General features: G+C 40.0%; 19 protein-coding genes. 3 read left to right on the top strand and 16 right to left on the bottom strand.

Annotated elements, in window-relative coordinates; translation table 11 throughout:
- Window positions 1–25: 25 nt before the first annotated feature.
- The 6 genes from BUF13_RS12590 to BUF13_RS12565 all read right to left on the bottom strand — a co-directional run bounded on the left by BUF13_RS12590 (window position 26) and on the right by BUF13_RS12565 (window position 8,807).
- The gene (locus BUF13_RS12590) at window positions 26–1,489 is read right to left on the bottom strand and encodes a sulfatase family protein (protein WP_073572149.1); all 1,464 of its coding nucleotides are present in this window, start codon (window positions 1,487–1,489) and stop codon (window positions 26–28) included.
- Window positions 1,490–1,507: 18 nt separating this feature from the next.
- Window positions 1,508–2,161, bottom strand: coding sequence for a TetR/AcrR family transcriptional regulator (locus BUF13_RS12585; RefSeq protein ID WP_073572148.1), 654 nt, complete (start codon window positions 2,159–2,161; stop codon window positions 1,508–1,510).
- A gap of 415 nt (window positions 2,162–2,576) precedes the next feature.
- Window positions 2,577–5,207: a glycoside hydrolase family 95 protein gene (locus BUF13_RS12580; RefSeq protein WP_083586446.1), complete on the bottom strand. Its 2,631-nt coding sequence runs from the start codon at window positions 5,205–5,207 to the stop codon at window positions 2,577–2,579.
- Window positions 5,208–5,318: 111 nt separating this feature from the next.
- The gene (locus BUF13_RS12575; RefSeq protein ID WP_073572147.1) at window positions 5,319–5,966 is read right to left on the bottom strand and encodes a TetR/AcrR family transcriptional regulator; all 648 of its coding nucleotides are present in this window, start codon (window positions 5,964–5,966) and stop codon (window positions 5,319–5,321) included.
- A gap of 167 nt (window positions 5,967–6,133) precedes the next feature.
- Window positions 6,134–7,342: a glycoside hydrolase family protein gene (locus BUF13_RS12570; protein WP_073572463.1), complete on the bottom strand. Its 1,209-nt coding sequence runs from the start codon at window positions 7,340–7,342 to the stop codon at window positions 6,134–6,136.
- Window positions 7,343–7,370: 28 nt separating this feature from the next.
- Window positions 7,371–8,807, bottom strand: a complete 1,437-nt coding sequence (locus tag BUF13_RS12565; RefSeq protein WP_073572146.1) for a sulfatase — start codon at window positions 8,805–8,807, stop codon at window positions 7,371–7,373.
- A 206-nt stretch (window positions 8,808–9,013) separates the two neighbouring features.
- Here BUF13_RS12565 and BUF13_RS12560 point away from each other — a divergent pair, with 206 nt between their 5' ends.
- Window positions 9,014–10,708: a sulfatase family protein gene (locus tag BUF13_RS12560; protein WP_073572145.1), complete on the top strand. Its 1,695-nt coding sequence runs from the start codon at window positions 9,014–9,016 to the stop codon at window positions 10,706–10,708.
- Between the two features lie 25 nt (window positions 10,709–10,733).
- Window positions 10,734–12,431 (top strand): sulfatase family protein, encoded by a 1,698-nt coding sequence (locus tag BUF13_RS12555; protein ID WP_073572462.1) that lies wholly within the window; start codon window positions 10,734–10,736, stop codon window positions 12,429–12,431.
- A gap of 149 nt (window positions 12,432–12,580) precedes the next feature.
- Here the strand turns inward: BUF13_RS12555 and BUF13_RS12550 are convergent, their stop codons facing one another.
- From BUF13_RS12550 to BUF13_RS12505, 10 genes are all read right to left on the bottom strand, one after another.
- A complete protein-coding gene (locus BUF13_RS12550; RefSeq protein WP_073572144.1) occupies window positions 12,581–15,589 on the bottom strand; it encodes a PVC-type heme-binding CxxCH protein in 3,009 nt (1,002 codons plus the stop codon).
- 752 nt (window positions 15,590–16,341) lie between these two features.
- Window positions 16,342–17,031, bottom strand: coding sequence for a lysoplasmalogenase (locus BUF13_RS12545; RefSeq protein ID WP_073572143.1), 690 nt, complete (start codon window positions 17,029–17,031; stop codon window positions 16,342–16,344).
- A 479-nt stretch (window positions 17,032–17,510) separates the two neighbouring features.
- On the bottom strand, window positions 17,511–17,651 hold the full coding sequence (locus tag BUF13_RS20645) for a hypothetical protein (RefSeq protein WP_166669831.1): 141 nt from the start codon (window positions 17,649–17,651) through the stop codon (window positions 17,511–17,513).
- 80 nt (window positions 17,652–17,731) lie between these two features.
- Window positions 17,732–18,322: an SUKH-4 family immunity protein gene (locus tag BUF13_RS12535; RefSeq protein WP_073572141.1), complete on the bottom strand. Its 591-nt coding sequence runs from the start codon at window positions 18,320–18,322 to the stop codon at window positions 17,732–17,734.
- 21 nt (window positions 18,323–18,343) lie between these two features.
- The gene (locus BUF13_RS12530) at window positions 18,344–18,937 is read right to left on the bottom strand and encodes a hypothetical protein (RefSeq protein ID WP_134204458.1); all 594 of its coding nucleotides are present in this window, start codon (window positions 18,935–18,937) and stop codon (window positions 18,344–18,346) included.
- A 388-nt stretch (window positions 18,938–19,325) separates the two neighbouring features.
- Window positions 19,326–20,081: a DUF6090 family protein gene (locus tag BUF13_RS12525; protein WP_073572139.1), complete on the bottom strand. Its 756-nt coding sequence runs from the start codon at window positions 20,079–20,081 to the stop codon at window positions 19,326–19,328.
- A gap of 150 nt (window positions 20,082–20,231) precedes the next feature.
- Complete coding sequence (locus BUF13_RS12520; RefSeq protein ID WP_073572138.1) at window positions 20,232–20,630, bottom strand: hypothetical protein; 399 nt, start codon at window positions 20,628–20,630, stop codon at window positions 20,232–20,234.
- A 380-nt stretch (window positions 20,631–21,010) separates the two neighbouring features.
- The gene (locus BUF13_RS20755; protein ID WP_073572137.1) at window positions 21,011–21,202 is read right to left on the bottom strand and encodes a hypothetical protein; all 192 of its coding nucleotides are present in this window, start codon (window positions 21,200–21,202) and stop codon (window positions 21,011–21,013) included.
- Between the two features lie 238 nt (window positions 21,203–21,440).
- A complete protein-coding gene (locus BUF13_RS12510) occupies window positions 21,441–22,526 on the bottom strand; it encodes a serine hydrolase domain-containing protein (protein ID WP_073572136.1) in 1,086 nt (361 codons plus the stop codon).
- 11 nt (window positions 22,527–22,537) lie between these two features.
- A complete protein-coding gene (locus BUF13_RS12505) occupies window positions 22,538–23,848 on the bottom strand; it encodes an aminotransferase class I/II-fold pyridoxal phosphate-dependent enzyme (protein WP_073572461.1) in 1,311 nt (436 codons plus the stop codon).
- Window positions 23,849–24,030: 182 nt separating this feature from the next.
- Between BUF13_RS12505 and BUF13_RS12500 the strand changes: the two genes are divergently transcribed.
- Entirely contained in the window at window positions 24,031–24,525 is a 495-nt protein-coding gene (locus BUF13_RS12500; protein ID WP_073572135.1) for a cupin domain-containing protein, read from the top strand.
- Window positions 24,526–24,976: the final 451 nt, after the last annotated feature.

Genomic DNA, 24,976 nt, shown 5'->3' with positions numbered 1-24,976 from the left:
CGATTGAAGAAGCCTGCTCCTTAATTTATTGGTTTTCGAAATATCTCTTCAAAGTATATTCCGGCTGCCAGCCATCTGGTTTTCTTTTCAAAGTGTCAGGGTCGTAAGCCATCGGTTTGATGACATCCGCAGTTAGAGCCACTGTATCCTTGAAGCTTTTTTGCCATTTTTCCATCAACTGGAACATCTCTGATTTCTTGTCTTGATATTCAGGAAGTTCGGCCAGATTATGGATTTCCAAAGGATCCATTTTCAAGTCAAATAGTTGAGTATAATCTCTTTCTGGATAGCGGATCAACTTGTATCTTTTGTTTCGTACAGCTCTCACTGTATTTCTATAAGAAGTGAAAAGTGCATCTCTCACACCATCAATTTCTCCTTGGATTACAGGTACTAAACTCTGACCATCTACATCCTGAGGTTTTGGCAAACCAGCCAAATCTGCTAAAGTAGGGTAGAGGTCATGGATATAAGCGAAAGCGTCCAATTCTTGGTCTTGAGGAACTCCAGGGCCTTTGATGATCATTGGAACTTTGGAGCTGTGCTCATACAAACTTTGCTTACCCAATAGCCCATGACTTCCTACAGCTAAGCCATTGTCTGCAGCGTAAACGATGATCGTATTGTCATACTGCCCAGTTTCCTTAAGCGTATTCAAAATCTTTGCGATTTGACCATCCAAATGAGTGATCAACGCATAATAATCAGAAAGGATCATCTGGATTATTTCTGGTCTGCGTGGCCATCCAGTTAGATTTTCATCCCTCACAGTCAAATGATCAAACTGAAATGGGTGATAAGGTAGGTAGTTGCCAGGAAGAGGAAGTGAACCATCTGGGTAATGGTTGATATAATTCGCTTCTGGGGAATAGGGGTCATGAGGAACGGTAAAAGCAACATATGCAAAGAATGGCTGATCCGTTTTTCTTGCTCCATGATCTTTAATAAAATTTATGGCTGCTTGAGCAAATTGCTCGGTAGAATATCCTTTACGGGTAGGTTCTCCCAGTTTTCCGTCAGGACCATAATCTCTTAAAGGAAGGTCGTAGTGATTGGCCATTCCACCTAGGTAAACATTGTTGGCTTCTTGGAAACTAGCCTCAAACATTTCCTTTTCATTATGCCATTTTCCTGTTCCAAATGTTCTATAACCCGCCTCGGCAAATTGCATAGTCATAGTATGTTGACCAGTCAGTTTATCGAATACTTTGTAAAGGTTTTTTCCGCTGAAAAGCATCGCACGACTTGCCATACAGATTGCTCCATGATTGCCACCCATTACGTAGGCATTGTTGAAGCGGCTTCCCTCTCTTGCTAGCTGATCAATGGTAGGGGTTTGGATATATGGATTGCCATAAATTCCTATCGCATCAGATCGCTGGTCATCTGCAAAAAGGAACAGTACATTAGGTTTTTTCTTCTCAACAGGTTTTGTGTCTGTCAGGAGAAGGTTCAATGCTATAAATAAAGATTGAATTAAGAGATTCATTTGATTGATAGGTATACTTTATTGGTCTGAAAGCTTTAAGCCATATAGCTCACAAGCTCTTTTTTGTTCTTTTTTTCCCTCTTCAGTTAGGTAAGGTTCGATGGTTGAATAGATGGAATTGATCATTTCTCCTTTCTCGGTGAATTTATAAGTCGCCATAACCTCCCTTTGGGAAAGCCAGAAAGTGATGATCATACGGATCGTGTGCTCCAATCTTTCGATTGCTGCATTCTCCATTGGGACCAAATAGCCATCTGTGACAAACTCCTTGAATAACTCGACGGTTGTTTGTCTTCTTTTGACAAAGGTTTCTTGAATGGTTTCAAATATGGTTGGGAAGGTCCTTGATACTTCTAGGACATCCAAGTTGAAGAATCTGTATTTATGTTGAAAATCTTCGAGGTGAAGCAATAAGATATGGAAGTGTTCCAAAGAGCTGGTTCCAACTTTTCTTCCCCCGTAGGAGTCGGACATTTCCTTTCGCATTTTCTTATAAATTGCCTGGATGATGTCTTCTTTGGTTTTGTAGTGGTAATCTAAATTTCCATGACTGATTCCCATCTCGCTAGCAATATGCCTACTGGTGACATTTTGTACTCCCATTTCATTGTAAAGTTTGATGGCTTCGATCAGGATTCTGTCTTTGGTTTTGATTTTTTTGATTTCGGTCATTTGTAAGGTTTGGGTGGTATTTTGTTGTTATTTGATCCTCGAAAAATAGTATCAAACGTTTTCTGGTTTTATTTAATGTGTCAAAATAGCTCTATTTAAAATGATTCCCAATTCTGGGTTTTAGGTTATGGTTTTCATCGTTTAACGTTTTGAGAATCGACACACTGGCGATAAAATAAAAAAGGGGGTTAAGAACCCCCTTCTTTGATAATTTTCATAACCAATCACTCTACGTTTAACTATGAGATAGTTTCCTAGTTAAAAAGGTGGCTTAAATATATATAAAATAGGTCTGCTGCACTAATAAAAATTAAAAATTTACACAATTGGATCTCCTTTTTTTAAATTTTCTTCAATTAATGCATTGGTTTGTTGTTTTATTTTGAAATCCTTAGGTGGTTTAAATTCCTTTAACTTAATCTTTTTTAAAATTGATCAGCTGACCTTTGTTAGTTAGGATTTTGTACTCAAAGTAACCGTCAATGTTTTGATTTATAAGCTCTTTGTCTGAGTTGTTGATAGAGTTTCCTGGGTTGATTGGAAGCAAAAGGTTGTTTGTTCCTGATTCCATGAATTGGATTCCATCTTCAAATATTAAAGGAGTTTTGGATCGGATAGGTAATACTCCACCATTTTTAGACAGGATAGACCCTTGTTTAATCTCATTGGATTTCCATTTCAAGCTTACCTCAAAACCTCCTCTAGCTTTCAAGCCAGAGATTTTTCCAAATCCCCAATCAGTAGGTAGTGCTGGTAATATTTCAATTGCACCATCATGGCTTTGGATCAGCATTTCTGCAATCCCGGCTGTTGCTCCAAAGTTTCCATCTATTTGAAATGGAGGATGGGCATCGAATAAATTGGTATAGCTTCCGCTTTTTTGTGGCCCTTCGGACTCAACTAGTCTAAGTAGGTTGGTTAAAAGAGTTAATGCTTTATCTCCATTTTTAAGCCGAGCCCAAACATTGACTTTCCATCCCATAGACCAGCCGGTAGCCTCATCACCTCTACGAACCATGGTTGTTTCCACTGCTTTTACCAATTCTGGATTGAAAGTATTGGTAATTTGATTGCTTGGATGAAAGGCATACAGATGCGAGATATGTCTATGTGCAGGTTCTTTCTCTTCAAAATCGAATTGCCATTCCTGCAGCTGCCCATATTTTCCAATTTGAAAGGGGAGAAGCAAAGGAAGCTTTTCCTTGATTTCAGTGGTGAAACTATTTTGGACTCCCAAAAGCTCTGATACTTCCAAAAATCTGGTAAATGACTCCCGAATCAAGGCCATATCCATGGTAGGTCCGGGGCTTTGAGTGGAGGCAAGATTGTCGCCATATAGAAATTGATTTTCCGGGCTATGTCCGACTGGAGTCACCCAGTAGCCATCCTTATTTTGAATCATCCAGTCATTGTAAAACTGAACGGATCCCTCTAAAAGTGGGAAGATCTCGTGTTTTAAGAAGTCTTCATCTCCAGAGAAAAGATACCTTTCCCACATATGACTCATTAGCCAGCCTGATACCATGGGCCAAAATGAACAAGCGCATAAATCCACTGGTTCTGCCTGTCTCCAGATCGACATGTTATGGTTTCCAGTCCAACCAGGACTACCAAACATATTTTGGGCAGTTTTTTCACCATTCACTGCCAATTCTTTGATCGCTTGAAATAAGGGTTCATGGCATTCTGAAAGATTGGTCAACTCCGCAGGCCAATAATTCATCTCCAAATTGATATTCATGGTATAGGCACTTGCCCAAGGTGGGATCACTTCCGCATTCCAGATTCCCTGAAGGTTCAAAGGCTGACCACCCGGTCTAGACCCCGAAATCATCAGGTATCGCCCAAATTGGAAATAAAGACTTACCAAAGAAGGATCTTTGCCATTTTCAAAATATAAAAGACGCTGGTCTGTTGGAAGGTCAGATTGCTTGGTCTTTTTGTCCAATGAAAACTGAACTCTATTAAATAGATTCTGGTAATCTTCAACATGAGATTGATAAAGATCCTCGTAGCTTTTGGATTGAATACTTTCCAAAATCTCCTGCGATTTGGCAGCTTCATCAACACCTTCAAAAGCTGGAGATTTATCAAATCCATTGTAACTAGTGGCAGAGGTAATCAAGAAAACAATCTCATCCGCGTCTGAGACTGAAATTGACGTCTCATTAAATTCTACATTACCGCCTTGATTTCGAGTCATTACCCGTGTATCGAAAGCCATTCCCAAACCAAAAATATCTTCATCATAAAGAACATTTTGTGCGTCTGGTTTTAGGGAACCATCCTTCTCAAATAATTCTGGGTATTTGTATTGATCACCAGCTGAGATCACCTGATCAAAGCTTCTTCTTAAAGCGATTCCCGGCGCTTTTCCTTGAAGAACTAATTGGGTTTTATCTTCAAAAACCTTCTCTGTAGGCTCGTGAGGAGTGGAGAGATGTAGGTTTAGGTTGATTTTGCCAGGTTGATCAGCTGAAATTTTTACTGCAATTAGGTGATCAGGATAAGATGCGAAATATTCTCGTGTATAAGTCACACCATCTATTTGATATGTGACTTTCACCGTAGAGTTTTCCAAGTCAAGACTTCTTTGATAGTCTTTAACTTCTCCTTGATGATCAAAATCCATCCAGATGTCACCCATAGGCTGGAAGCATTCCTGAGCTCTACCTAGCCAGTTTTTTTGAATGAATTCCTGAGCTTCTTTAAATTTTCCTTCATCCAGAAGTGCCTTTACTTCTGGGTAAGTTTTTCGAACTGAAATATTTTTAAAAGTATAATCAGGATCCCCGGAATAGAGAGTTCCCTCATTTAGTTGAATTCTTTCTTGTTCGATCCCTCCAAAGACCATTCCCCCCATATATCCATTACCGATAGGAATGGCTTCTGTCCAAGCCTTCGCAGGCTTGTTATACCAAATTTTTTGGTCTAGATCTTCCTCAGAAAATGTGATGGATTGAAAAGCCTGACTTTGGAAGCTTAAGAAGGTAAAAAAGAGACTAAAAATTAATCTAGAAAAAGGGGAGGATAAAATGGGTTTCATTGGAATTGGGGTTCAATTGAAAGCCCAATATATAAAACCCTAAGAGTTTCGGCTGAATAAAATAGAGCTTTCGCCCTATTTTATCTAAACTGTATTAATTTCTTTGCAAAATCAAGATTCTTGATAAGGATGGAGGGCAATCACTCGTGCCAACTCTTCTTTTCCGGCTGTAGTCATCATTGGCTTCAAAATCGTGTAGATTGACTTAATCATATCTCCCTTGTTTCTGTAATTATAGGTGGTCAATACCTCTCTTTGGGATAACCAAAATGAAACTATCATTCGGATGGCATGTTCCACTCTTGCCAGATCCTCCATGTCCATTGGATTTAAGAAACCTTCCTCAATCAATTTGCTCAAAATCGCCAAGGAAGTCTTTTTTCTATCTTCTAATGTCGATTGGATATTTTCATTGACTGATGGGTAACATCTAGAAATCTCCAAAATATCCAAACTGATGAATTTGAACCGATATTGAAACTCCTCCAAAAAGATCAATAGGCGATGATAATGCTCCAATGAACTATCTCCAGAGGTATTCTCGACATAGGAAGAATTCATTTCGGATCTCATTTCTTGATAAATGGCCAAAATCAATTCCTCTTTTGTTTTGTAGTGATAGTTGAGATTACCGTAGCTGATCCCAATTCCCAATGCTATATGTCTGCTTGTAATATTTTGGATTCCAAACTCATTAAATTGTTTGATTGCCTCTTCACGTATCTTTTCTTTCGTTTTAATCCCAGGTGATTTAGTCATTATCTAGAGTGTATTGGTATTTTTCAAACCGTGTATATACAAATATAATGCGGGGATTGAAAGTTGAATTATAGCCTCCTCTCAAAATTTGGTCTCGAAAGGCAAGAAGGGTTGCTTCAACTAAGTAATTGAATTTCTTAATTCTACGTTGAATGATTACTTAATAATTAGTGGTCTTCTTCTACTTTGAGAGGGATCTGCATATTGAATGAGCTCCCATCATTTTTTGGGTTTACATTTTCGATTGCACCTGCTGAATACAGAACCTGAGGGATTCCATCTTTTGACAATAAAAGTTGAGGTCTTTCCATCCGATCCATATTTAGAATTTGACCATTTTTCAGTTGAACTTCTCTTTTTAGAAAAAGAGGAACTTTAGCTGGCTTCCAATTGATGCCGTCTTTGGAATTTAAAAGTGCCAAAGCTTTCTTTTCACCACCTGCCACAGCGCCTGTGAAATCCTTAACTATCGCAAAAAAGCTATCGTATTTGCTGGAATACCAAACGTATGGATCTTCTGTGCTTGCCATGCTACCATCAGACATTTTTACATCGAAAATTGTTTCATCTCTTGGAGTAAATGGTCCTAAGGGAGTAGGTCCTGTCGCCACACCATGTACTCCTTTCCAATAGGGCTCGTAGATGTTCCCTTTAAAGAAAAGCATGTACTCTTTGGTATGAGGGTTATAGGTCACAGAAGGATTGACAACGATCAAGTTGTCTGGTTTAGCTTCGGTTCCTTCTGGAGAAGGGAAAAGTACATCAGTAGATTTCACCCTTGTTCTTGGAGATAAAAGTGGCTCTTTAATTCTTTGAAAATTGCCGGCTATAAGATCTTCAAATGAGTCAAATTCAAAGCCCCCGATTTGTTGGGATTGTTGGACACGGGACCTTTTGTCCAAATCAGGAGCAGCTGCTTGCCCATGGTCTTTTCCTCCGATATAATAGAGATAATATTTCCCATTGAATTCCTTGAGATGAGGATTGTGAACCATCTGAGCATCCCATGAGCTACTATCTCCATCATATCTTGTTCCCTTGAGAATAACCTTTTTAAACTCAAATTCTCGATCCGGAAAATTGGAAACGGCATAACCTATTTTTCCTTCCAAAACCCAAGAATTCGTGAATTTATCAGTATCTGGACCACTCTCCCAAAGAGCAAAGATCATGTGATATTTCCCATCTTTTCCTTTGACTACAGATCCTCCCCAAACGAAATAATCCTTCAGTTTCAAAATAGATGGCCCATCTAAAAAGGAGCTTTCATTTTCTTGAACAACCTCTGCTTGAATAGGTAGGGATTTGACTTGGAATTGAGCTTTGGCATAACCTGATGCTAGGAAAAATGCCACAAGAATTAAGCGTTGAATCATTTCAGGCTTTTTGTAATCTATACTAAAATCAATTGTAGGTTCTACCCAAGTCATTTTGCCTTACCTCTTCAAGTTTGGCCTTCAAAATCCCCTTCATCTCATCCACAACTGGTTTGAAATGAGGATTATCAACCAGATTGGTGTATTGCTTGGGATCTTGCTCCATGTCGAAAAGTTCTGATCCAGCAGATCCATCTTCATTGTATTGGATATAAGCCCATCTGTCTGTTCGGATCAAAAAGGTATTTCCGCCTTGAGTGACAGAAAAAGCATAATCTCTTACTTCATGGTCTGGGTTTTCAAATACAGGAACCAAGCTTTTCCCCTGCAAGCTACTTTGCTCAGGAAGCCCTGCCATTTCCGCAAGGGTAGGGTAAAGATCCAGAAGCTCCGCAAAAGAATTGCTTCTCACTGGAGCCAAACCCGGAGCTTTGACGATCAAAGGAACCTGAACGGATTCCTCATGCAAACTCACTTTCATCCAGAAATCATGTTCTCCCAAATGAAATCCATGGTCGGAAGTAAAGACAATAATTGTATTGTCTTCCAACCCCTCCTCATGAAGAGTTTGAAGGATCTTGCCAACCTGAGCATCCATATAAGAGACAGAAGCATAATAGGCAGCAATCGCCTTTTGCTTATGTACATAATTCATCTCCCCATTTACGGTAGTCACATAGTTGATCCCTTTCTCTGGAATATCACTCCAATCATCCTTCACTACTGGAGGAGGGACGATTCCTTCCCATGGGAAAGGGCTAAAGTAATTGGCAGGTGCTACAAAAGGCACGTGTGGTCTTACCAATCCGACAGCTAAGAAAAAAGGTTCGTCCTTATGGGCCTTAATCAATTCAACTGCTTTTTTTGCTGTTTTTCCATCAGAATGGACCAAATCATCTCCATCAGCTTCCACAATGGTCATGACATTTCCGCCTTTTCTTTCTATGCTTCCATCGGGATTATTTTGGACTAATTCAGCTTTGCCGGCTGCAGTCCACTCTGGACCTTGGGAGTTGAATTTCTCTGTCCAAGAAGCCGGGTCATCTTTTCCATCCGATCCTTTTTCGATATCCCCAGGTACTCCCATGTGATAAATTTTGCTTACTCGCGCGGTGTAATAGCCATTGTTTTTGAAATGCTGGGACATGGATACTTTCTCAGGACCTACATTTTCTCGTCCACTGACATAGCCATAGGTTTCTGTGGCACTTGGATAATAGCCAAACATAAATGAAGCTCTGGACGGACCACAAACTGGATATTGAGTATAGGCTCTGTTGAAAACGACCCCTTCGCTGGCTAGTTTGTCGATGTTAGGTGTGTGGGCCAATTCATTGCCATAGGCACCCAATGCGGTAGTTGTCAGATCATCTGAAATGATGAAAAGGACATTGGGCTTTTTTTCCTGAGCAATGCTGTTTGTTGAGAAAAGAACTAAAAAAAGAAAGAGGATCCGGTATTTCATTTAAAGGGTATTTTATTCAGGGCTTCGTAAAGATCGAAGAAGGGATCTTTTAATATTTTCAAATCTATCAATTGTAGGGCTTTTGGACTAAATAAAGCGAGAGAATTTTTTTACTTTGCTTATTCATTTCAACCAGAGCAACTGAAGGTACAAATACTTTATCGCTTTCAATTTGCGATGGTCCAAATAAATCAACCCGAAACCCTATGAACAAATCTATCCTGTTTGTTGCCTCTGTGATATTAGCAGGGCTATTTTCTTGCCAGGAAAAGGTGGAAGAAAAAGAGAATTCCAGACCCAATATTGTTTTTATCATGTCTGATGATCATGCGTATCAGGCGATTTCTGCATATAGTAACAAACTGATAGAAACTCCCAATATTGATCGAATCGCAGAATTGGGGATGCTTTTTACCAATGCATCTGTAACCAACTCCATTTGTGCGCCTTCTAGAGCGACTATTTTGACTGGAAAGCACTCTCACATCAATGGGAAAGTTGACAACCATTTTCCTTTTGATACGACGAATGTGACTTTTCCTCAATTGTTCCAAGATGCGGGCTATCAGACTGCCATGTTTGGAAAGCTTCACTTTGGAAATAATCCAAAAGGTTTTGATCAATTTAAAATCCTTCCCGGTCAAGGAAAATATTACAACCCGGATTTCATTACCAAAGACGATGGAAATATTCAGGTGGAAGGTTATGTGACTGACATCATCACGGATATGACTTTGAATTGGCTGGAAAATGAAAGAAAGAAGGAAGATCCTTTCTTGCTTTTCTACCTGCATAAAGCTCCTCATAGAGAATGGCTTCCAGCAGGAAGACATGTGGCTGAGTTTACCCAAAGAACTTTCCCTGAGCCTCCAACTTTGTTTGATGATTACTCAGGAAGAGGTCGCGCAGCACATGAGGCTGAGATGAATTTGCTGAAGGATATGCACTGGGGAGGAGATTCCAAGATTCCACCTTCAGTGATGGATGAATTGGGAATTGAGCCTACCTCAGGTTGGGATAAAGCTGCCTTCGAAGGGGAAGTGGGTCGAATGAACCCGGAGCAAAGAGCGGTTTGGGATGAATCTTACAATAAGATGATTGAGGAGTTTAAGAAGGCTTATCCAAACATGACCGAAGAAGATAAGATGAAGTGGAGATATCAACGCTATATGCAGGATTATCTGGGTACCATTAAAGCCGTAGATGAGAATGTGGGACGTGTTTTGGATTACCTGGAAGCCAATGATTTGATGGATAATACCATCATCGTATACACTTCAGATCAGGGTTTTTATCTGGGAGAACATGGATGGTTTGACAAGAGATTTATCTACGATGAGTCTTTCAAAACTCCTTTGTTGGTGGCTTGGCCGGGCAAAGTTGCTCCGGGTTCCAAAACAGATGAGATGGTTCAAAATCTGGATTTCGCCCAGACATTCTTGGCAGCTGCCGGGATTGACGCTCCAAGTGATATGCAGGGTGAAAGCTTGCTTCCACTTTTGACTGGTGAGACAGACAAATGGACCAGAGATGCGGTTTATTATCATTATTACGAATATCCTTCCGTGCATATGGTAAAACGCCACTATGCGATTGTGACCAAAGAATACAAGTTGGTGCATTATTATTTTGACGCTGACGAGTGGGAATTGATCGACAGAATCAATGATCCGATGGAGTTGAAAAATGTCTATGACGATCCTGCTTATGCGGAAATTCGGGCAGAGTTGCATCAGAAGCTGGATGGATTGAGAGAAAAGTATGGAGACAACTCTGAGATTTCCCAAAAATACCTAAACGAGTATCTGGACTATTTGCAGGAAAACAATTCCTATGCAGGAGGTAAAAACAAAGAATTGCTAGATAAGATCTTTGACGGCAGAAAGCTTTCCAATCAATAATATGCATTCATTTTTAAACGCTACTATGAATAAATACTCATCCTTTTTGTTGGGAGGATTTGCGCTGGTTACGGTCTTTTCCTGCGAGCAAAAAGCTGGAGAATCGGCTCAGGAAAGGCCCAATATCATTTTTATCATGTCAGATGATCATGCCTATCAGGCGATTTCGGCATATGATAATACCTTGATAGAAACTCCCAATATCGATAGAATTGCTGAGATGGGGATGCTATTTACCCAAGCAAGTGTCACCAATTCCATTTGTGCACCTTCTAGGGCGACGATTTTGACGGGGAAGCATTCTCATATGAATGGAAAAGTAGATAACCTTTTTCCATTTGATACGACCAATGTGACTTTCCCTCAGCTTTTTCAAGATGCGGGTTACCAGACTGCCATGTTTGGGAAGCTTCACTTTGGAAACAATCCCAAAGGCTTTGATCAATTCAAGATTTTGCCTGGTCAAGGTTCTTATTACAATCCTGAATTTATCACCAAAAATGAAGGTGAAATCAAGATGGAAGGCTATGTGACGGATATCATCACCGACATGACGATCGATTGGTTGGATCAAGAAAGGAATAAGGAAGAGCCGTTTATGTTGATGTATTTGCATAAGGCGCCACACCGCGCTTGGTTGATGGCGGAGCGTCATATGGAGGAATATACCAATAGGACTTTCGCAGAGCCAGCAACCTTATTTGACGATTATTCTGGAAGAACTTCTCCAGCGGGAGAGGCCGAGATGAATATCCTCAAACATATGAGTTGGTCCGGAGATAACAAATTGACAGCTGAGACCATGGATGAGCTGGGATTACCAGAGATCGGTCCTGACAAAGGTCGCTTGATCAATATGATGAAACGCTTTACTCCTGAGCAAAGAGCGAGCTTTGATAAGGCATATGGGCCTATCAATGAAGCTTTCACAAAGGACTATCCAAACATGAGTGAAGAAGAGATTATGAGCTGGAAATACAATCGCTATATGCAGGATTATCTGGGAACGATCGCTTCAGTGGATGAGAATGTAGGTCGTTTGTTGGACTATTTGGAAGCCAATGATATGATGGATAATACCATCATCGTCTATACCTCGGATCAGGGATTCTACCTGGGAGAGCATGGGTGGTATGATAAGCGATTTGTTTATGACGAGTCTTTCAAAACTCCTTTGCTGGTTGCTTGGCCAGGGAAAGTAAAACCAGGTACAACCTCTGATGCATTGGTTCAAAATCTCGATTTCGCTCAGACCTTCTTGGATGCTGCAGGGATCGAAGCTCCGGCAGATATGCAAGGAGAGAGCATGGTTCCTCTGTTGACTGGAAATGATGCAGCTTGGGATAGAAATGCAGTTTACTACCATTATTATGAGTATCCAGCTGAGCATATGGTGAATAGGCATTATGCGATTATCACCCAAGATTACAAACTGATTCACTACTACTATGTAGAAGATCAGTGGGAGTTGATAGATCGGAAAAATGATCCTTTGGAATTGAACAACGTATACGATGATCCAGCTTATGCGGAGATCAGAGCCGACCTTCACAAGAGATTGGATGAACTTCGAGTGAAGTACAAAGACAATACTGAACTAAGTATGGGCATTGTGGAGAAATACATGGATAGAGGAGGAGAGGACAGAACCTTCGGTGCTCATCGAGTTCCCAAAGGAGAAATTCTAGAAAGAAGAAGAAAAGTAGAAGAGGAAAAGAAGTAATTAGACTATAGTTTTTGGTTGATAGACCATAGAAAACGCCACCTAGGAATTGGGTGGCGTTTTCTGTTTTTTAATCCCCCGAACCTCATTTCCTAAAGGGGGGGGGTTGAATTTCAAATCTCAAATCTCAAGTCTCAAATCTCAAATTCTCATTTTCTCAAGGTCTCCAAATAGCTCACCAAGTCCACCATTTCCTGGTCGGAGAGTGGGAATTTTGGCATCAGAGATTCGTCCAGTTGGGTCACGCTTTCTACCTGATCCAATTTGTAGATTTTCTGTTCGCTGCTTCCGATCAGTTTCACGATTAGATCGTTTTCAGTTTTGGAATTGACAATGCATTTAAACTCGCTACCATCCTTCATTTTTACCAATTGAGTTTCATAGCCAAAGCCCATTCCTTCCGAAGGATTGGCAATCGCATTGATCAAACCTTCCTTGGATAGTTTGTCTCCGATTTCAGAAAGTCCCGGACCAAAATCAATCCCTTCATTTCCGGTTTTATGACAAGCCAAGCAATAGGTGGAGGCAATGGTTTTTCCATTCGCAATATCTCCATCCATCGTCAAAAGCTTAGGAACATCATACTCGCTGCCGCTTGAGCTGCCAAATTTCTTAGTAGCCTCTTCACGGATATTTCCATTCCAGGAACCCATCAGAATTTTCTGAGCGATAGGTAAAAGATCAGCAGGGATTTTATCCTCCTGAGCCAAAGACCAAAGGTAAGGCTCGCTGTTATAGCCTCTGGCTTCTTCCATAGCGGCTATTCGCTTGGCCTCGGATTGCTTTTCATCCAGATAAATCTTGGAAAGCAATTTGGCCATTGCCTCATTGTCTATGCTTCCAAACTTGCGGATTGCCAAGATTGCCTGATCTTCATCCACATTTGCAAAGGCTTTTTCGATTGGAAGAGGTCCATACAAATTGAAGAAAATACGAGCTGCTGATCCGGAGATTTGTCCATTTTCAGAGGTGTAAATCATCTTCTCCAGACGGTCAGACTGATTGCTGATTTCATATTTCTGCACAATCTCCAAGAAGTCCTGATCATCTTCGATCTTGCTTGCTGTTGCCTTGGCCAAAGCCAAAATCTGTGAATCAGGTCTTTTTGGATTAAAGGCCATTTGTCTCAAAATAATCACCTGATCTTCCTCAGAGGCATTCGCCAAAAGGGCTTTCAAAGTTTTGTCTTTTGCAGCAGGATCTTGGAAATCCAAAGCCCGGTAATAGCGCAAGTTGTTTCTGCCAGGCTGTGCCAAAATCAATTTGCCCAAAAGGTCAGCTGTTTGGGAAGAGCGTGATCTCCAGACTACATCCTTAGCTGCTTCGCTTTCCATCCAGTTTGGTGAAAAGCTTTCCAAATATGCAGGAAGATATTCATCCCAGAATCCTTCGGCAGCGATTCCCAAAGCCTCCAAATACCATCGGTCACCTGGTTCATAGCTTTCTGCCAGTTTTTGCCAAACCGCCTGTTGCGATTGGTATCGGATCGCCAGAGCAACCTCTCTTCTAACCTGAGGGGATGGATCGCCTGCCATTCTGGAAAGGAATTCCACATTGTCCATATGGTTTTCTCTATAAGCACGAACTGCTGCAACCCGGATATTTTCATCTGGATCTTCGGAAGCTGTCTGGATGTAATCATTTCCATTTGGAAGCTTGGTCAAGACCCAAAAAGCTCGGGCCTTCATTCGTGGGTCACCTTCTGCATAGAGCGTTTCCAATGCGTCTTTGGCTTCTTTTCCTTTGGCTACCAAAGCCATGAAAGCCTTAAAGTGGGTAGCGCGATTCGGATTTTGAAGCAATTGAATCAAAGAGGAAACGGAAGAATAATCAGGCTTGGATACCTTGTAAGGGGTGTTTTTCGGAGAAAGACGATAAACTCTGCCTTTTTCCAAATCACCCACAGCATGGCCGCCCACTCCTGGATCATACCAGTCGGAAACAAAAAGAGAACCATCAGGAGCAACTGTCACATCAGAAGGTCTAAACCAATTGTCTCGTGCGTTTCCGTCCAATAAATTGAGGATTTTTGCATTAAAGCCAGCCCCATTTTGGCTCACAGGATAGGAGCGAACGATATTCGGTCCAGCGTCCGAATGGATCATCTGTCCTTGGTATTCTTCAGGAAGCAATTTTCCCTCGTAAATCAGAATCCCTGTCGGCGAACCTGCGTAGGTTTGAAGTAAATTAGGAACAACCCCTGGGTCATTCAAATGCCAATGGCGAAGAGGAATAGAATCCTCCATATTGATCCTTCTGGATCGCCAATCAGCTCCGGTTATTTCATCTTTGAAACCGTAGTTTCCAAAGTCCATCACATAATTGATCCGAGTACCACGGTTGCCATCGTCATCATTGTCAGATTGCCACATGCGACCGTAGCTATCCACCGCCAATTCGTAGTTGTTTCTAAAGTTCCAACCCAAGATTTCCAACTCCGAATGATCCGGATTCATCCGAAAAACCATTCCTTCCCGATAAGGCTGGGTTTGGCTGTTGACAGGTCTTCCTATCGGATCCATGATCGGAGAGCCATCCGCAAGGTGAAGCCCTTTCCCTTCATTTCCATAGTTGAAATAGATTTTTCCGTCAGGGCCGAAGGTAAACGCATGCATCCCATGATCGTGCTGAATACCCCCAACCCCCGTAAACAAAATCTCTTTTTTCTCCGGCACATCATCGCCATCCGCATCCGTGAACACATAGACATTCGGCGAAACGGAGACATAAACCTTATCACCCAAAACGGCTATCCCCAATGGGGCATTGATATCCGGACCTTGGTAAAAAACTTTGGATTTGTCGGCTTTACCATCACCGTCAGTGTCTTCCAAAATCAAAATTCTATCCCCTTCGGCATGCGTTGGATTTTTAGGGTTGAGGTTGGTTCGGTAGTTGAAAGCTTCGGTAATCCACACTCTGCCTCTATCGTCAATATCCATATTGGTAGGATTGATGAGCATAGGTTCGGAAGCAAAAAGCTCCAGTTCCAATCGCTCATCCTTGACCAAAATCCCGTCAAGGGCATGTTCAGGGCTTCTTTTTTCCTCATCGCTAAGTTGGGCATAAGCCTCATCACTGAGTTGGACTGGGGCTTTTTCTGAGCAGGCAAAAAGTAGAGTGGAAAGAATTCCAACTGTTAGTAATCGATTCTTCATTAGGTTATGCTAGGTTTTAAGGTTTGTGGAAATTGCACAATAAATTAGGGTGTATTCTATTGAAATCCAATGAAGGTTTGTTGATTGGTGTAATTAGAGCAAAGATTTTAGAGCCAAGAATCAAGAAGATAGAGAGTTTATGATACTGGAGATTGGAGAACGAAGACAGAAGGAGGGAGAGAACCAAGAGCAGAGATTCTAGAAGAAAAAGAGATTTAGAGAATGGAGATTGCGATATTTCGCAGGAATGATTTATAAATGATTTGAAATACCTATTTGCGTTGACAGCCCTGAAGGTGCTGAACATGAATAGCCCTACCTGAGGTAGGCAGGCTAGGGTTTTAACCCTAGGTAAAGGATGAAAAAAGCATTGCTCAGGATACTTCAAACGCCTCAAATTGGTTCAAGCCTCCTGACATAAACCAGATTTTATAGAAATTATTGACTGTTCTTTTGTCTTGACACAAAAGAACCAAAAGGTCAAGATCTGGCAAAGCTTCCCCACTCTATCCAACCGCACCCCCGCTGCCAGCTCCTCCCACCGCGCCACTAGACTTGGGGCCATCAGCAACATTTTTAGTCTGCCCTGAAGGGACTGAACATGAATAGCCCTACCTGAGGTAGGCAGGCTAGGGTTTTAACCCTGGGTAAAAGATGGAAAAGGCGATTCCCCTCGGCCCCGGAAATATTGAATTGAGTAGTTTGCTGATTGCCGAGGAGTTAATGAAAACGTAATTTACAAAAAGCGATGCTCAGGATTCTACTATCAACTCTTGATCTCCTTGCCAACTCTGAATCAAAGAAAACACCACACAAACATGCGCCAGATAATACGTTGGCAGGATGGTATAATTCAATCCATCAAAGCCTAAAAACTCCTTGAAGGAAATCACGGTATCCGAAAAGAGAATCAAAAATATCCCAAAGACATATGGCCACTTGACTAAGGCTTCGACATTCATTCCTAAAGCTGCTCCCATGGATAGACAGGAAACCAACAAGTAAACCAATACTGCCCCCTTCAAAACTGAATCATCTATCGCTGGAGCCAAGGTCAGAAAGTAAAAAGCCAGAAAGGCCAATAAGATGCCTCCGGTAACTTTCCAATTGATTTTTCCATTTATACAAGCATATATCAGATATCCCAAATGAGCCAGAAAGTACAAGGCAATACCTTGGACAAACATCCCGGAATCCCCTTTCATATTCGATAAAAACCAATCTCCAGCAATAGAAAAAGCAAATGCCCCCACAATCAACCAGTTCTTATTCGAAGCCTTGGGTTTGCTGATAAATAGAATCAACAGAATCAAAATCCCAATCGTCGCAGTCCCCGATTTCAATAGAAAAGAAGAGATATTCAAAGCCAAAACCCCAAGTAATGCAGCTAAACCTAAAAATACATAGAGCCAGAAAGGGGAGAGGGGTTTTGGGTTGGGCATATTGAGTTTTTTAGATTACATATTCTGCTTTACTGCAAAATAAAATAAAGTAAATGAAGCAAGAATGTAGAAAACCATAATATAACCTCCTGATTTAAGAGCTTCTTTTGAAAAATGAAGGTTCTCAATTCTTTTTTTCGGAAGCATAAGAGTGAATCCAAAGTAAAAAAATATAACAAATGCGGAGGAAAGAAGGTATTTCATTCCTGTTCCAAATAGATCATAATTCTTTGGGAGTAGGTCAATTTCCAGAAATATTGTCAATGTCAATACATTCAAATAAACTAGAATCATTATCGCCACTATTGACTTTTCGTATGCAATTGATTGGGTTTTCCCTTTGCTGAAATAGTGGTAAAAGATAAAAGTAGCGAAATCAAGATGATTCATTCAAATATGAAAATTTCAGAATGAAGATCGGGATTATTTCTTTTTCAATACCCAATTTCGATCATCAAGATTTTGAGTTTTTCAAAAAATTAAATTTCATAAATCCCAATCATCGCAGTCCCTGACTTCAATAGAAAAGAAGAAATATTCAACGCCAAAACCCCAAGCAATGCTGCTAGTGCCAATAGTGTATATAGCCAGAAAGGGGAGATGGATTTTGGGTTGGTCATATTGGGGAGGGTAGGTTTAACGGGTTTGCTATTCACAGTGTCCTGAAGGGTATAGTGTATTGGTTTTGTTGCACTGGCTTTTATTTTTCCTTTTTTGCGATTTCACGTAAATCCAAGTCCATTTTCAATTGAGTAAACCAAAAGGAATCATTTTCCATAGCCCTAGTATCGGCAAGTAAAATTTCATTTTTTAGTTTTTCAAACTGCTCGTCTGTAAAGACGGAATCTAGATAAGCATCCTGCCCATTTTCCTCTAGAATCATGTCAATAAAGTTTCTATAAGCGAGCAAACTTTTGGCAAGGCCAGAAATGTCTGAATTGAAAAATCCGGACGAGAAATAATTTTCATGGTCCAAAAACTCAATTTGGTCGTCCATTTGAGTATTTACAACAATTGGGTCGCCGTCACCACAGGAACCAATAAAAACGTATTTTTCAAATTCTGGATCCAGAATGTCATAAACCTTATTAAGTTTTTGAATTCCATTGGATAAGTCCTCAGAGTCATTCGAAAATGAAAGAAATGGAGCAACACTATCAGGCAAGCCTGAACGTACTAAAAAGTGGATGGTTTTTGCAGATAAACCAAGTCCATCCAGTTTTTCAGAACTTATCGGATTGAGATTGTTCTCAAGTGAAATCCATTTTTGCTTAAATTCTTCAGGTGTCATTAGCTATATGCTTTGTTGCCACTAGTATCTTTCTGTTAGTTCTACAAATCCGTTCATTAAGTCAACAAGTTTTTGTCTTTCTTGCCAACCAGGGAATTCTCTTTCTATGAATGTTATTGGTGAATAGCTTCCATAGGCTATATAATTCTTTCCTTGGCACATCGAAAAGCTGTAATTGGCCCCATCAGAAACACTCACCGTTTTTATTGTCCCTAGTTCTTCTCCTTTTTTTTCTGTGATATTAAGTTTAGACTTATCAATTAGATACTTATCTCCTTGAACGATATCGTTTAGGTGATTCCAATATTGTTCATATTCTTTTTTACTAATTCTTTTCCTTTTAATTTTTGTTTTCAATTCTGTCGAATTCGGTTGAAAGACATTGAACCTTAATACTTTTCCGTCATTTTGGTAAACAATAAATTCCGAATTCTGTCCTTTTGTCCAGTATGATGAATAAGCTATTCTTATTATTAGTGAATTTCGGTCTTTTAACTTTAGCAAGTCCACGTAGGTGTTTTTAGTTGCCGTTTCTCCTTGCCAATCAATTGTCGGAATGGTCCAATTCTGTGAAAAACCCAGTATTGGAATCAGGATTAATATTTTGACTAGCATTTTATTCATATTAATGGCAACTCATTTATTAATTCAGCATTCCCGTATTTATCCCCTTGGATTTGGGAGGATATATACAGGTTTGTATTCATCTTTATTTTTGAATGCAAACGCATAGATTCGATTCAAATCCCTGTGATTTCCCAAAAAATCTATACCCTCAAAAAATCCGAGTTACTCGTTTTGAAAAATCCGATGCCCTAAGAAAAGCCTTTTTTGAAAGATTTATATACCCTGTACTGGGTGTCTTTAGTTGGAAGTCTCTGTTTTTGAGATTATTTCGCTCCTCGCATTGCTTTCGATGAAAAAATAATTAAAGGATTCAGTATGATTGATAAAACTTTGGGAATTGATTATTCATAGAAGCCATTGTTGCGCTTTCATTATTTTAGTCATATTCCTCGATTAATTCATAGAGGTTTTCTAACTCATTTTTAAGTCTATGGTAGTTGCCGATTTGTACATTTGAGTTATAGAATATATTGTCTATTAAGCTTTCAAACTTTAAAATATTCAGTACACTTAAATTGTTATGGTTACTAAATTTTGAAGGTCCGATTAATTCTCCATGTTCACTATGCTCATAGTCCATCTGTCTGAAACTGATATGCTCATATATGAAGGGATAAAAATATTGGTTAAGGTCTTCGTTCATGTATTTTTCTCCAGTTCTAACCTCTTCGACTAGAGATGGCAAGCCGTATAAAAGTGTCTTTAAGGAATCGGATTTAATAAGAGCGACCTTTCCAGTATTCAGTCCTTCGTTTAAGGTTCCATTTTTAAACTCCATGTTGCCATTTGCCATAGTTATGATGATTAGGCTATCCAATGTCTTGGAAGAAAGTTTGGTAATATCTTTATCAAACATTTTTAAAATAGCTAAAGAACTGCTCCTTTGGCTTTCTTTTTTATCAATCTCCTCCTGGGTAAAAGCTATATTACTTTTTACTTCGGCTTTTAGTCGAGCTACAAATGCATTAGATTCTATTAGATTACTTTTGCTGATGTTCCAGTTATTAATTTGTAGGGCTATTAGAATACCAATAACTACAAGAATAATTTCTCCTATTGCATAGGTTAGATATTTCCCGAATTTGTTTTCGGGGAGTAGATTTTGTCTAATTTTTCGAAAGAATTGGATCATGATGTCTGAACTGGGAAATTGCTTTGATCGGATCAAATTAGAGTTCTTTTGAACCTCTCATTCGTTTTGACAATTCCGATTATCCCAAGAAAAGTAAATTCTAAAGAATTTTTATACCCTGTACTGGGTATTTTTATAAGTGGAACTGGTTTAGTTGACTGGTTTTTTAGCCATTTTCACCATAATCCAAGAAGCCACAAAAGCCTCTAAAAAACTTAAAGGAACGGCAAAAGGTAAAATACTAAAAGGTAGAACTGCCATATTTCCTGTTACCACCCACATCAGAATAAATCCCATCCACCAGGAGAGAAGAGTGGTTTGGATAAGGGTGAATTTTCTAGAAATGATAAAGATTCCTATTGCAAAAAATAAGGACCATAAACCCCAAATAGCGCCATTGATGGGGTCGGAGGGAAAGGTGAGACCAAGCTCTTGGTAATGTGAAACCCAATGCTCTTTGAGAAGGATTTCATTTCGAAAAAACTCTGAAATACTGATCCAGATGGTCGCTAAAAGTATTGGGAGGAGTTTGGTTTTGAGAAAGCTCATTTTGGAAGGATTTGAAACCGATAATACAATATAAGCTTATCTTATGATTGAGGTATTCCAATTTTATTCCCCTTTACCTCCTCGGAAATATGTTTTATTGTCCCCAATAAATCTGGTGGTCGAGGGGAGGAGGAAATTTTTTTGTCTACCCCGGGCTAAAGCCCAGGCCTGCCTGCCTTTGGTAGGGCTATTCATGTTAAACCCCTTCAGGGTTAGAATCCTTGATGAGATTTTTATGGTTCCAAAAATTTCAAATCTAGAATCTACAATCTCTTAATTTCCAGTCTCTTACTCTCATAATCCTTTATTCTCCAATCTTGATTCTTGGTGGTCGGTTCTAAAATCTCAAATCTGAATTTTCAAATCTCAAACTTATTACTCTAGGCTTTTTTTAAGATGTTAAAAGGCAGCATCAGGATGTTTTTGATCAGGTCGAAGGATAGATCAATGGCAAACCCCAAGAGTCTAAATGGCAACAGGAGCAACCAAACGATAGGATAAAGAATGATGGCGAGGATGGCGATTGGCCAGCATAGGACCAATAGAATCAACCAGAGTAAGAAGTTTAGCATATTCAATTAATCTCAATCTCAATGCCATCTGGGTTTGAAGCTTGTAAAGGCTGATTTTAAGGATTGGATTGTTCTTTTTCGGACAGTGAAATGTCCGTTGGGAGGCGTTTTAAAAGTTGAGTTGATTCATTTAATTCAAAGAAATACGCTTCGCGAAATAGATTAGAAATACAGCTCCGCTGAAATAAAAAAGAATCAGAGAATATAAGTTTCTTTTCTGTGTTGATCCGTGGGAAATCTAATACCCTTTCTCCAACTCCTTCACGATTTTTCCAAAAACGGGTGCGACCGCACTTCCTCTCCAGATACTGGAATAGTTTGCCGCCATGTAGAGATCTTTTTCTGGAATATAAACCACCTGCGTTCCCCAAAAACCCGAATGTGTAAAAGCATCCATTCCTTCAATTTTTACCTTATACATCCCCATTTGATAATCCATATTGGATTTTTTCTCATAAGTCACTGGTTCCAACATAATGTCCAATGTCTCTGGATTTTTGAAGATTTTCCCCTGAAATAATGCCTGAAAGAAATCTACCAGTTCCTCGGTGGTAGAAAGGAATCCGCCACCTCCATAATAATCCATAGTCGGGCTGAACTCATAGGTGTCCATACCCTGAAAATATTGGTGAATTCGCTTTTCATCCGTCTTAGAATCCTTTCGTTCGAAGTCTGTTCTCTCCAATCCCAACCCTTCCAAATTGAGGAGTTCTTTGATCCCGCCATCCAGATTTTTTCCGGTATACTTTTCTATAATATCTCCCAAAATCACATAGCCAGTATCCGAATAGCTAAACTGCTGTCCAGGAGGACCGATGGGTTCTCCTTTGTCGACACACATCTGAAACTGCTCTGTTCGGGTCCATTCGTGATCCGGAGTTTTGAGGATGATGTCAAAGAATTCAGGGGCATGGGTATGGTCAAAAAAGCCCGCTGAATGTCTTAAGGTCTGCCTGATCGTAATTTGATCCAAGTCATAATCCTGAGAAAGAATGGCCGTGTATTCCGGAGCTAGATGTTTGGAAATTGGATCCTCCAAATCCAAAACCCCCAATTCCATCAGTCGAAGTATGCTGGCCGCCACATAGGTTTTGGTGACGCTGGCAATTCGGAAGGTTTGATCAGCTTCCAAGGTATCTGCCGGTTCGATCAGGTCCAAACCCGCTGCTCCCGACCAGGTAAGTTGATTGTCTCCAGATGCAATACTTACCAAAATTCCAGGGATTTTAGAATTCAATTCCTGATCCAGTACCTTTTGAAAGTCTTGGGCTTTTACATGAATTAGTAATGAAAAAGTGAAGAAAAGGATAGCTAGTTTTTTCATCTTGGAGTGGGTTATTTTTGACTAAAATAGTCTTTCAATCGATTCATGGCTACCTGTAGTGTTTCATGATTCATTCCAGTGATCACCATTCGGAATAAGCCTCTTATTTTATGTCCAAAGCCATTAGCAGGAGTAATTAGGATTCCAGTTTTCTCATAGATATCAAGCCAGATTTCTTCTTCTCCTTTTTCTGTTTTCTCCGTCAAGAATCTGGAAATATCCATCCACACAAACAAGCTTCCATACGAAGGACTGTAATCAATCCCCATTTCTCTCAATGCTCGAATCACGATCAAATAGGATTGGGTGAGTTCCTTTGGATAGGCCCTGAAATAAGATTCTAGGAAGGCATGATCAGCCATCACTTCCTGCATGACCCATTGTGTGAAATTGGAAATGGAATGGCCCATGCCTGCATTTCTATAAGCATCCAGAAACTCTTGATTATGGGAATGAACCAAGCCAATTCGAAAACCTGAAATCCCTAAATCTTTGGAGAAAGAATACCAAAAATGAAGAAATGGACTTTTGTACTCAGACATCAAATTTCCAAAAGAAACAAATTCAATCGGATTGGAATAATCACCTTTGAGTTCTGGATGGGTAATGTCAATTTGAGAAAGCCCATAGATTTCATTCACGATCAAATGCACTTCATTTTGGATGCACCAATCAGCTATTTCTCTCAGTTGCTTTTCTGAATAGATTGCCCCAGTCGGATTGTCTGGAGAAGTCAGAATGAGGATTTTAAATTTACTTCCAGCCCCTTCTATGTCTGTTTTGGCTTTTTCCAACTGATCCAGAGAAATCGGAACTCCATTTTTGAGTTCAGAAATCTCAGTATGTGTTTGCAGATCGTACCTTTTGACACTAGGAACTACTCCGATGTCTCCGGTATAAACTGGATAACTTGGCGCTGGAATCACAGCTGTGTCTCCCGGATTTGCCAAAAGAAAAGCAGTCATCTCGATGACGGATGTTGCCCCACTTGAAAAAGCGATGCTTTCTGGAACTACCGGAACCTTGAATAGAAATTTGGAGAGAAAACCGGCGGTAGCCTCCCGAAACGAAGGCGCACCCGAAGGATCGGTATAGCTGGCAACCCATTCTGGAATATCATTTTCCCGAGTGACTTTTTGGATTCTTTCTCGCAGCATTTCCCAGCACAGGTGATTTTCGGCCACATTCATCGGTAAGGCACCGCTTGGATTGTCAGTAGGATGGTACAAATTTTCCAGAGCTTCGAAATAGATTTTCATATCTACTCTTGCTGGAGTTTGGGTGGCCGTAAAGCCTTTATCGGAAAGGGTTGATGAGTTCATGGAGATTTTCAATTCAGATGAAAAGCTAGGGATAGCTTGATTGATTTCCAATCAAAATTCCTCCATTTTCTGATTGTTGGAACTCGATCTTCAAAATATTGGCCCGACTTTTTATGTAAAATTCAGAGTGAAAAAAAGGAAGATAAATTACCTTAGCAGCGCCAATTTTTATGAAAACCACCATGAGAACAAAAGAAGAAGTTTTTGCGAAAGCAGAGAAATTAATGGGAGATCTTGGTTTTGAGATCGTTAAGCAGGACAGAGAACGCCCATGGGGTGGATTCTTGGTTTTGAATGAAGCTCAGGCGGCAGATTTTGCCAAAGAGTTCTTCCCGGAGGAGGATTTTGAAAGCCTAAAAATATCTGAGAAGCTAAGCCCTAAGATTTTATTGGTAGCTCCTGAGAAAAGGTTGAGCTGGCAGTATCACTTCCGCAGGGCTGAAATCTGGAGATGTATTGATGGGGAAGTATCAGTTGCGACTAGTTTGACAGATGTGGAATCTGAGGTCAAGGTGTTGGAGAAAGGGGACAAGATCAAGTTGCAGCAAGGCGAGAGACATAGGTTGATTGGAATGGAAGATTGGGGGATGGTTGCAGAAATCTGGCAACATACCGATGCTTCTAAGCCATCTGATGAGGACGATATTGTTCGTCTTCAGGATGATTTTGGAAGGTGATTTATTGATGTTTAGATAAAATTTGAAGTTTTAGAATCCCGGTTAAATTTTTCTTTAATCGGGATTTAATTTTTCTACCTTTTATAGTTAAATGTCCTTTTGTCTTGATACAAAAGGACTAAAAGATCAAGATTTGGCAAAGCTTCAGCCGCACAAATCCTACGCACTCCCCGCTGCCAAATCCTCCCACCGCACCACAAGAGTTGAAATATTAACAAGATTTTAAAAATAAAAGAACCTTAAAAGATCCCGATGCTTATCGAGGATTGGGTACTTTTTGTCTTTAAAAAGTACCTTGAATGAGATATTAAAAAGGGTTTAACAATGAAGAATTAGTTTTTTTATCTGTTTCAAGGATTGTGGTTTGAACTAGATTTTTTCATTTTACCACCTCATATCCTCTTTTTATATAAAATAACATCCCATACAAGAGCTTTATCCCATTCTGGCT

Origin of the sequence: Algoriphagus zhangzhouensis (assembly GCF_900148515.1) — a bacterium.
Lineage (GTDB): Bacteria > Bacteroidota > Bacteroidia > Cytophagales > Cyclobacteriaceae > Algoriphagus > Algoriphagus zhangzhouensis.
This window is presented reverse-complemented; position numbering and strand designations above follow the sequence as displayed.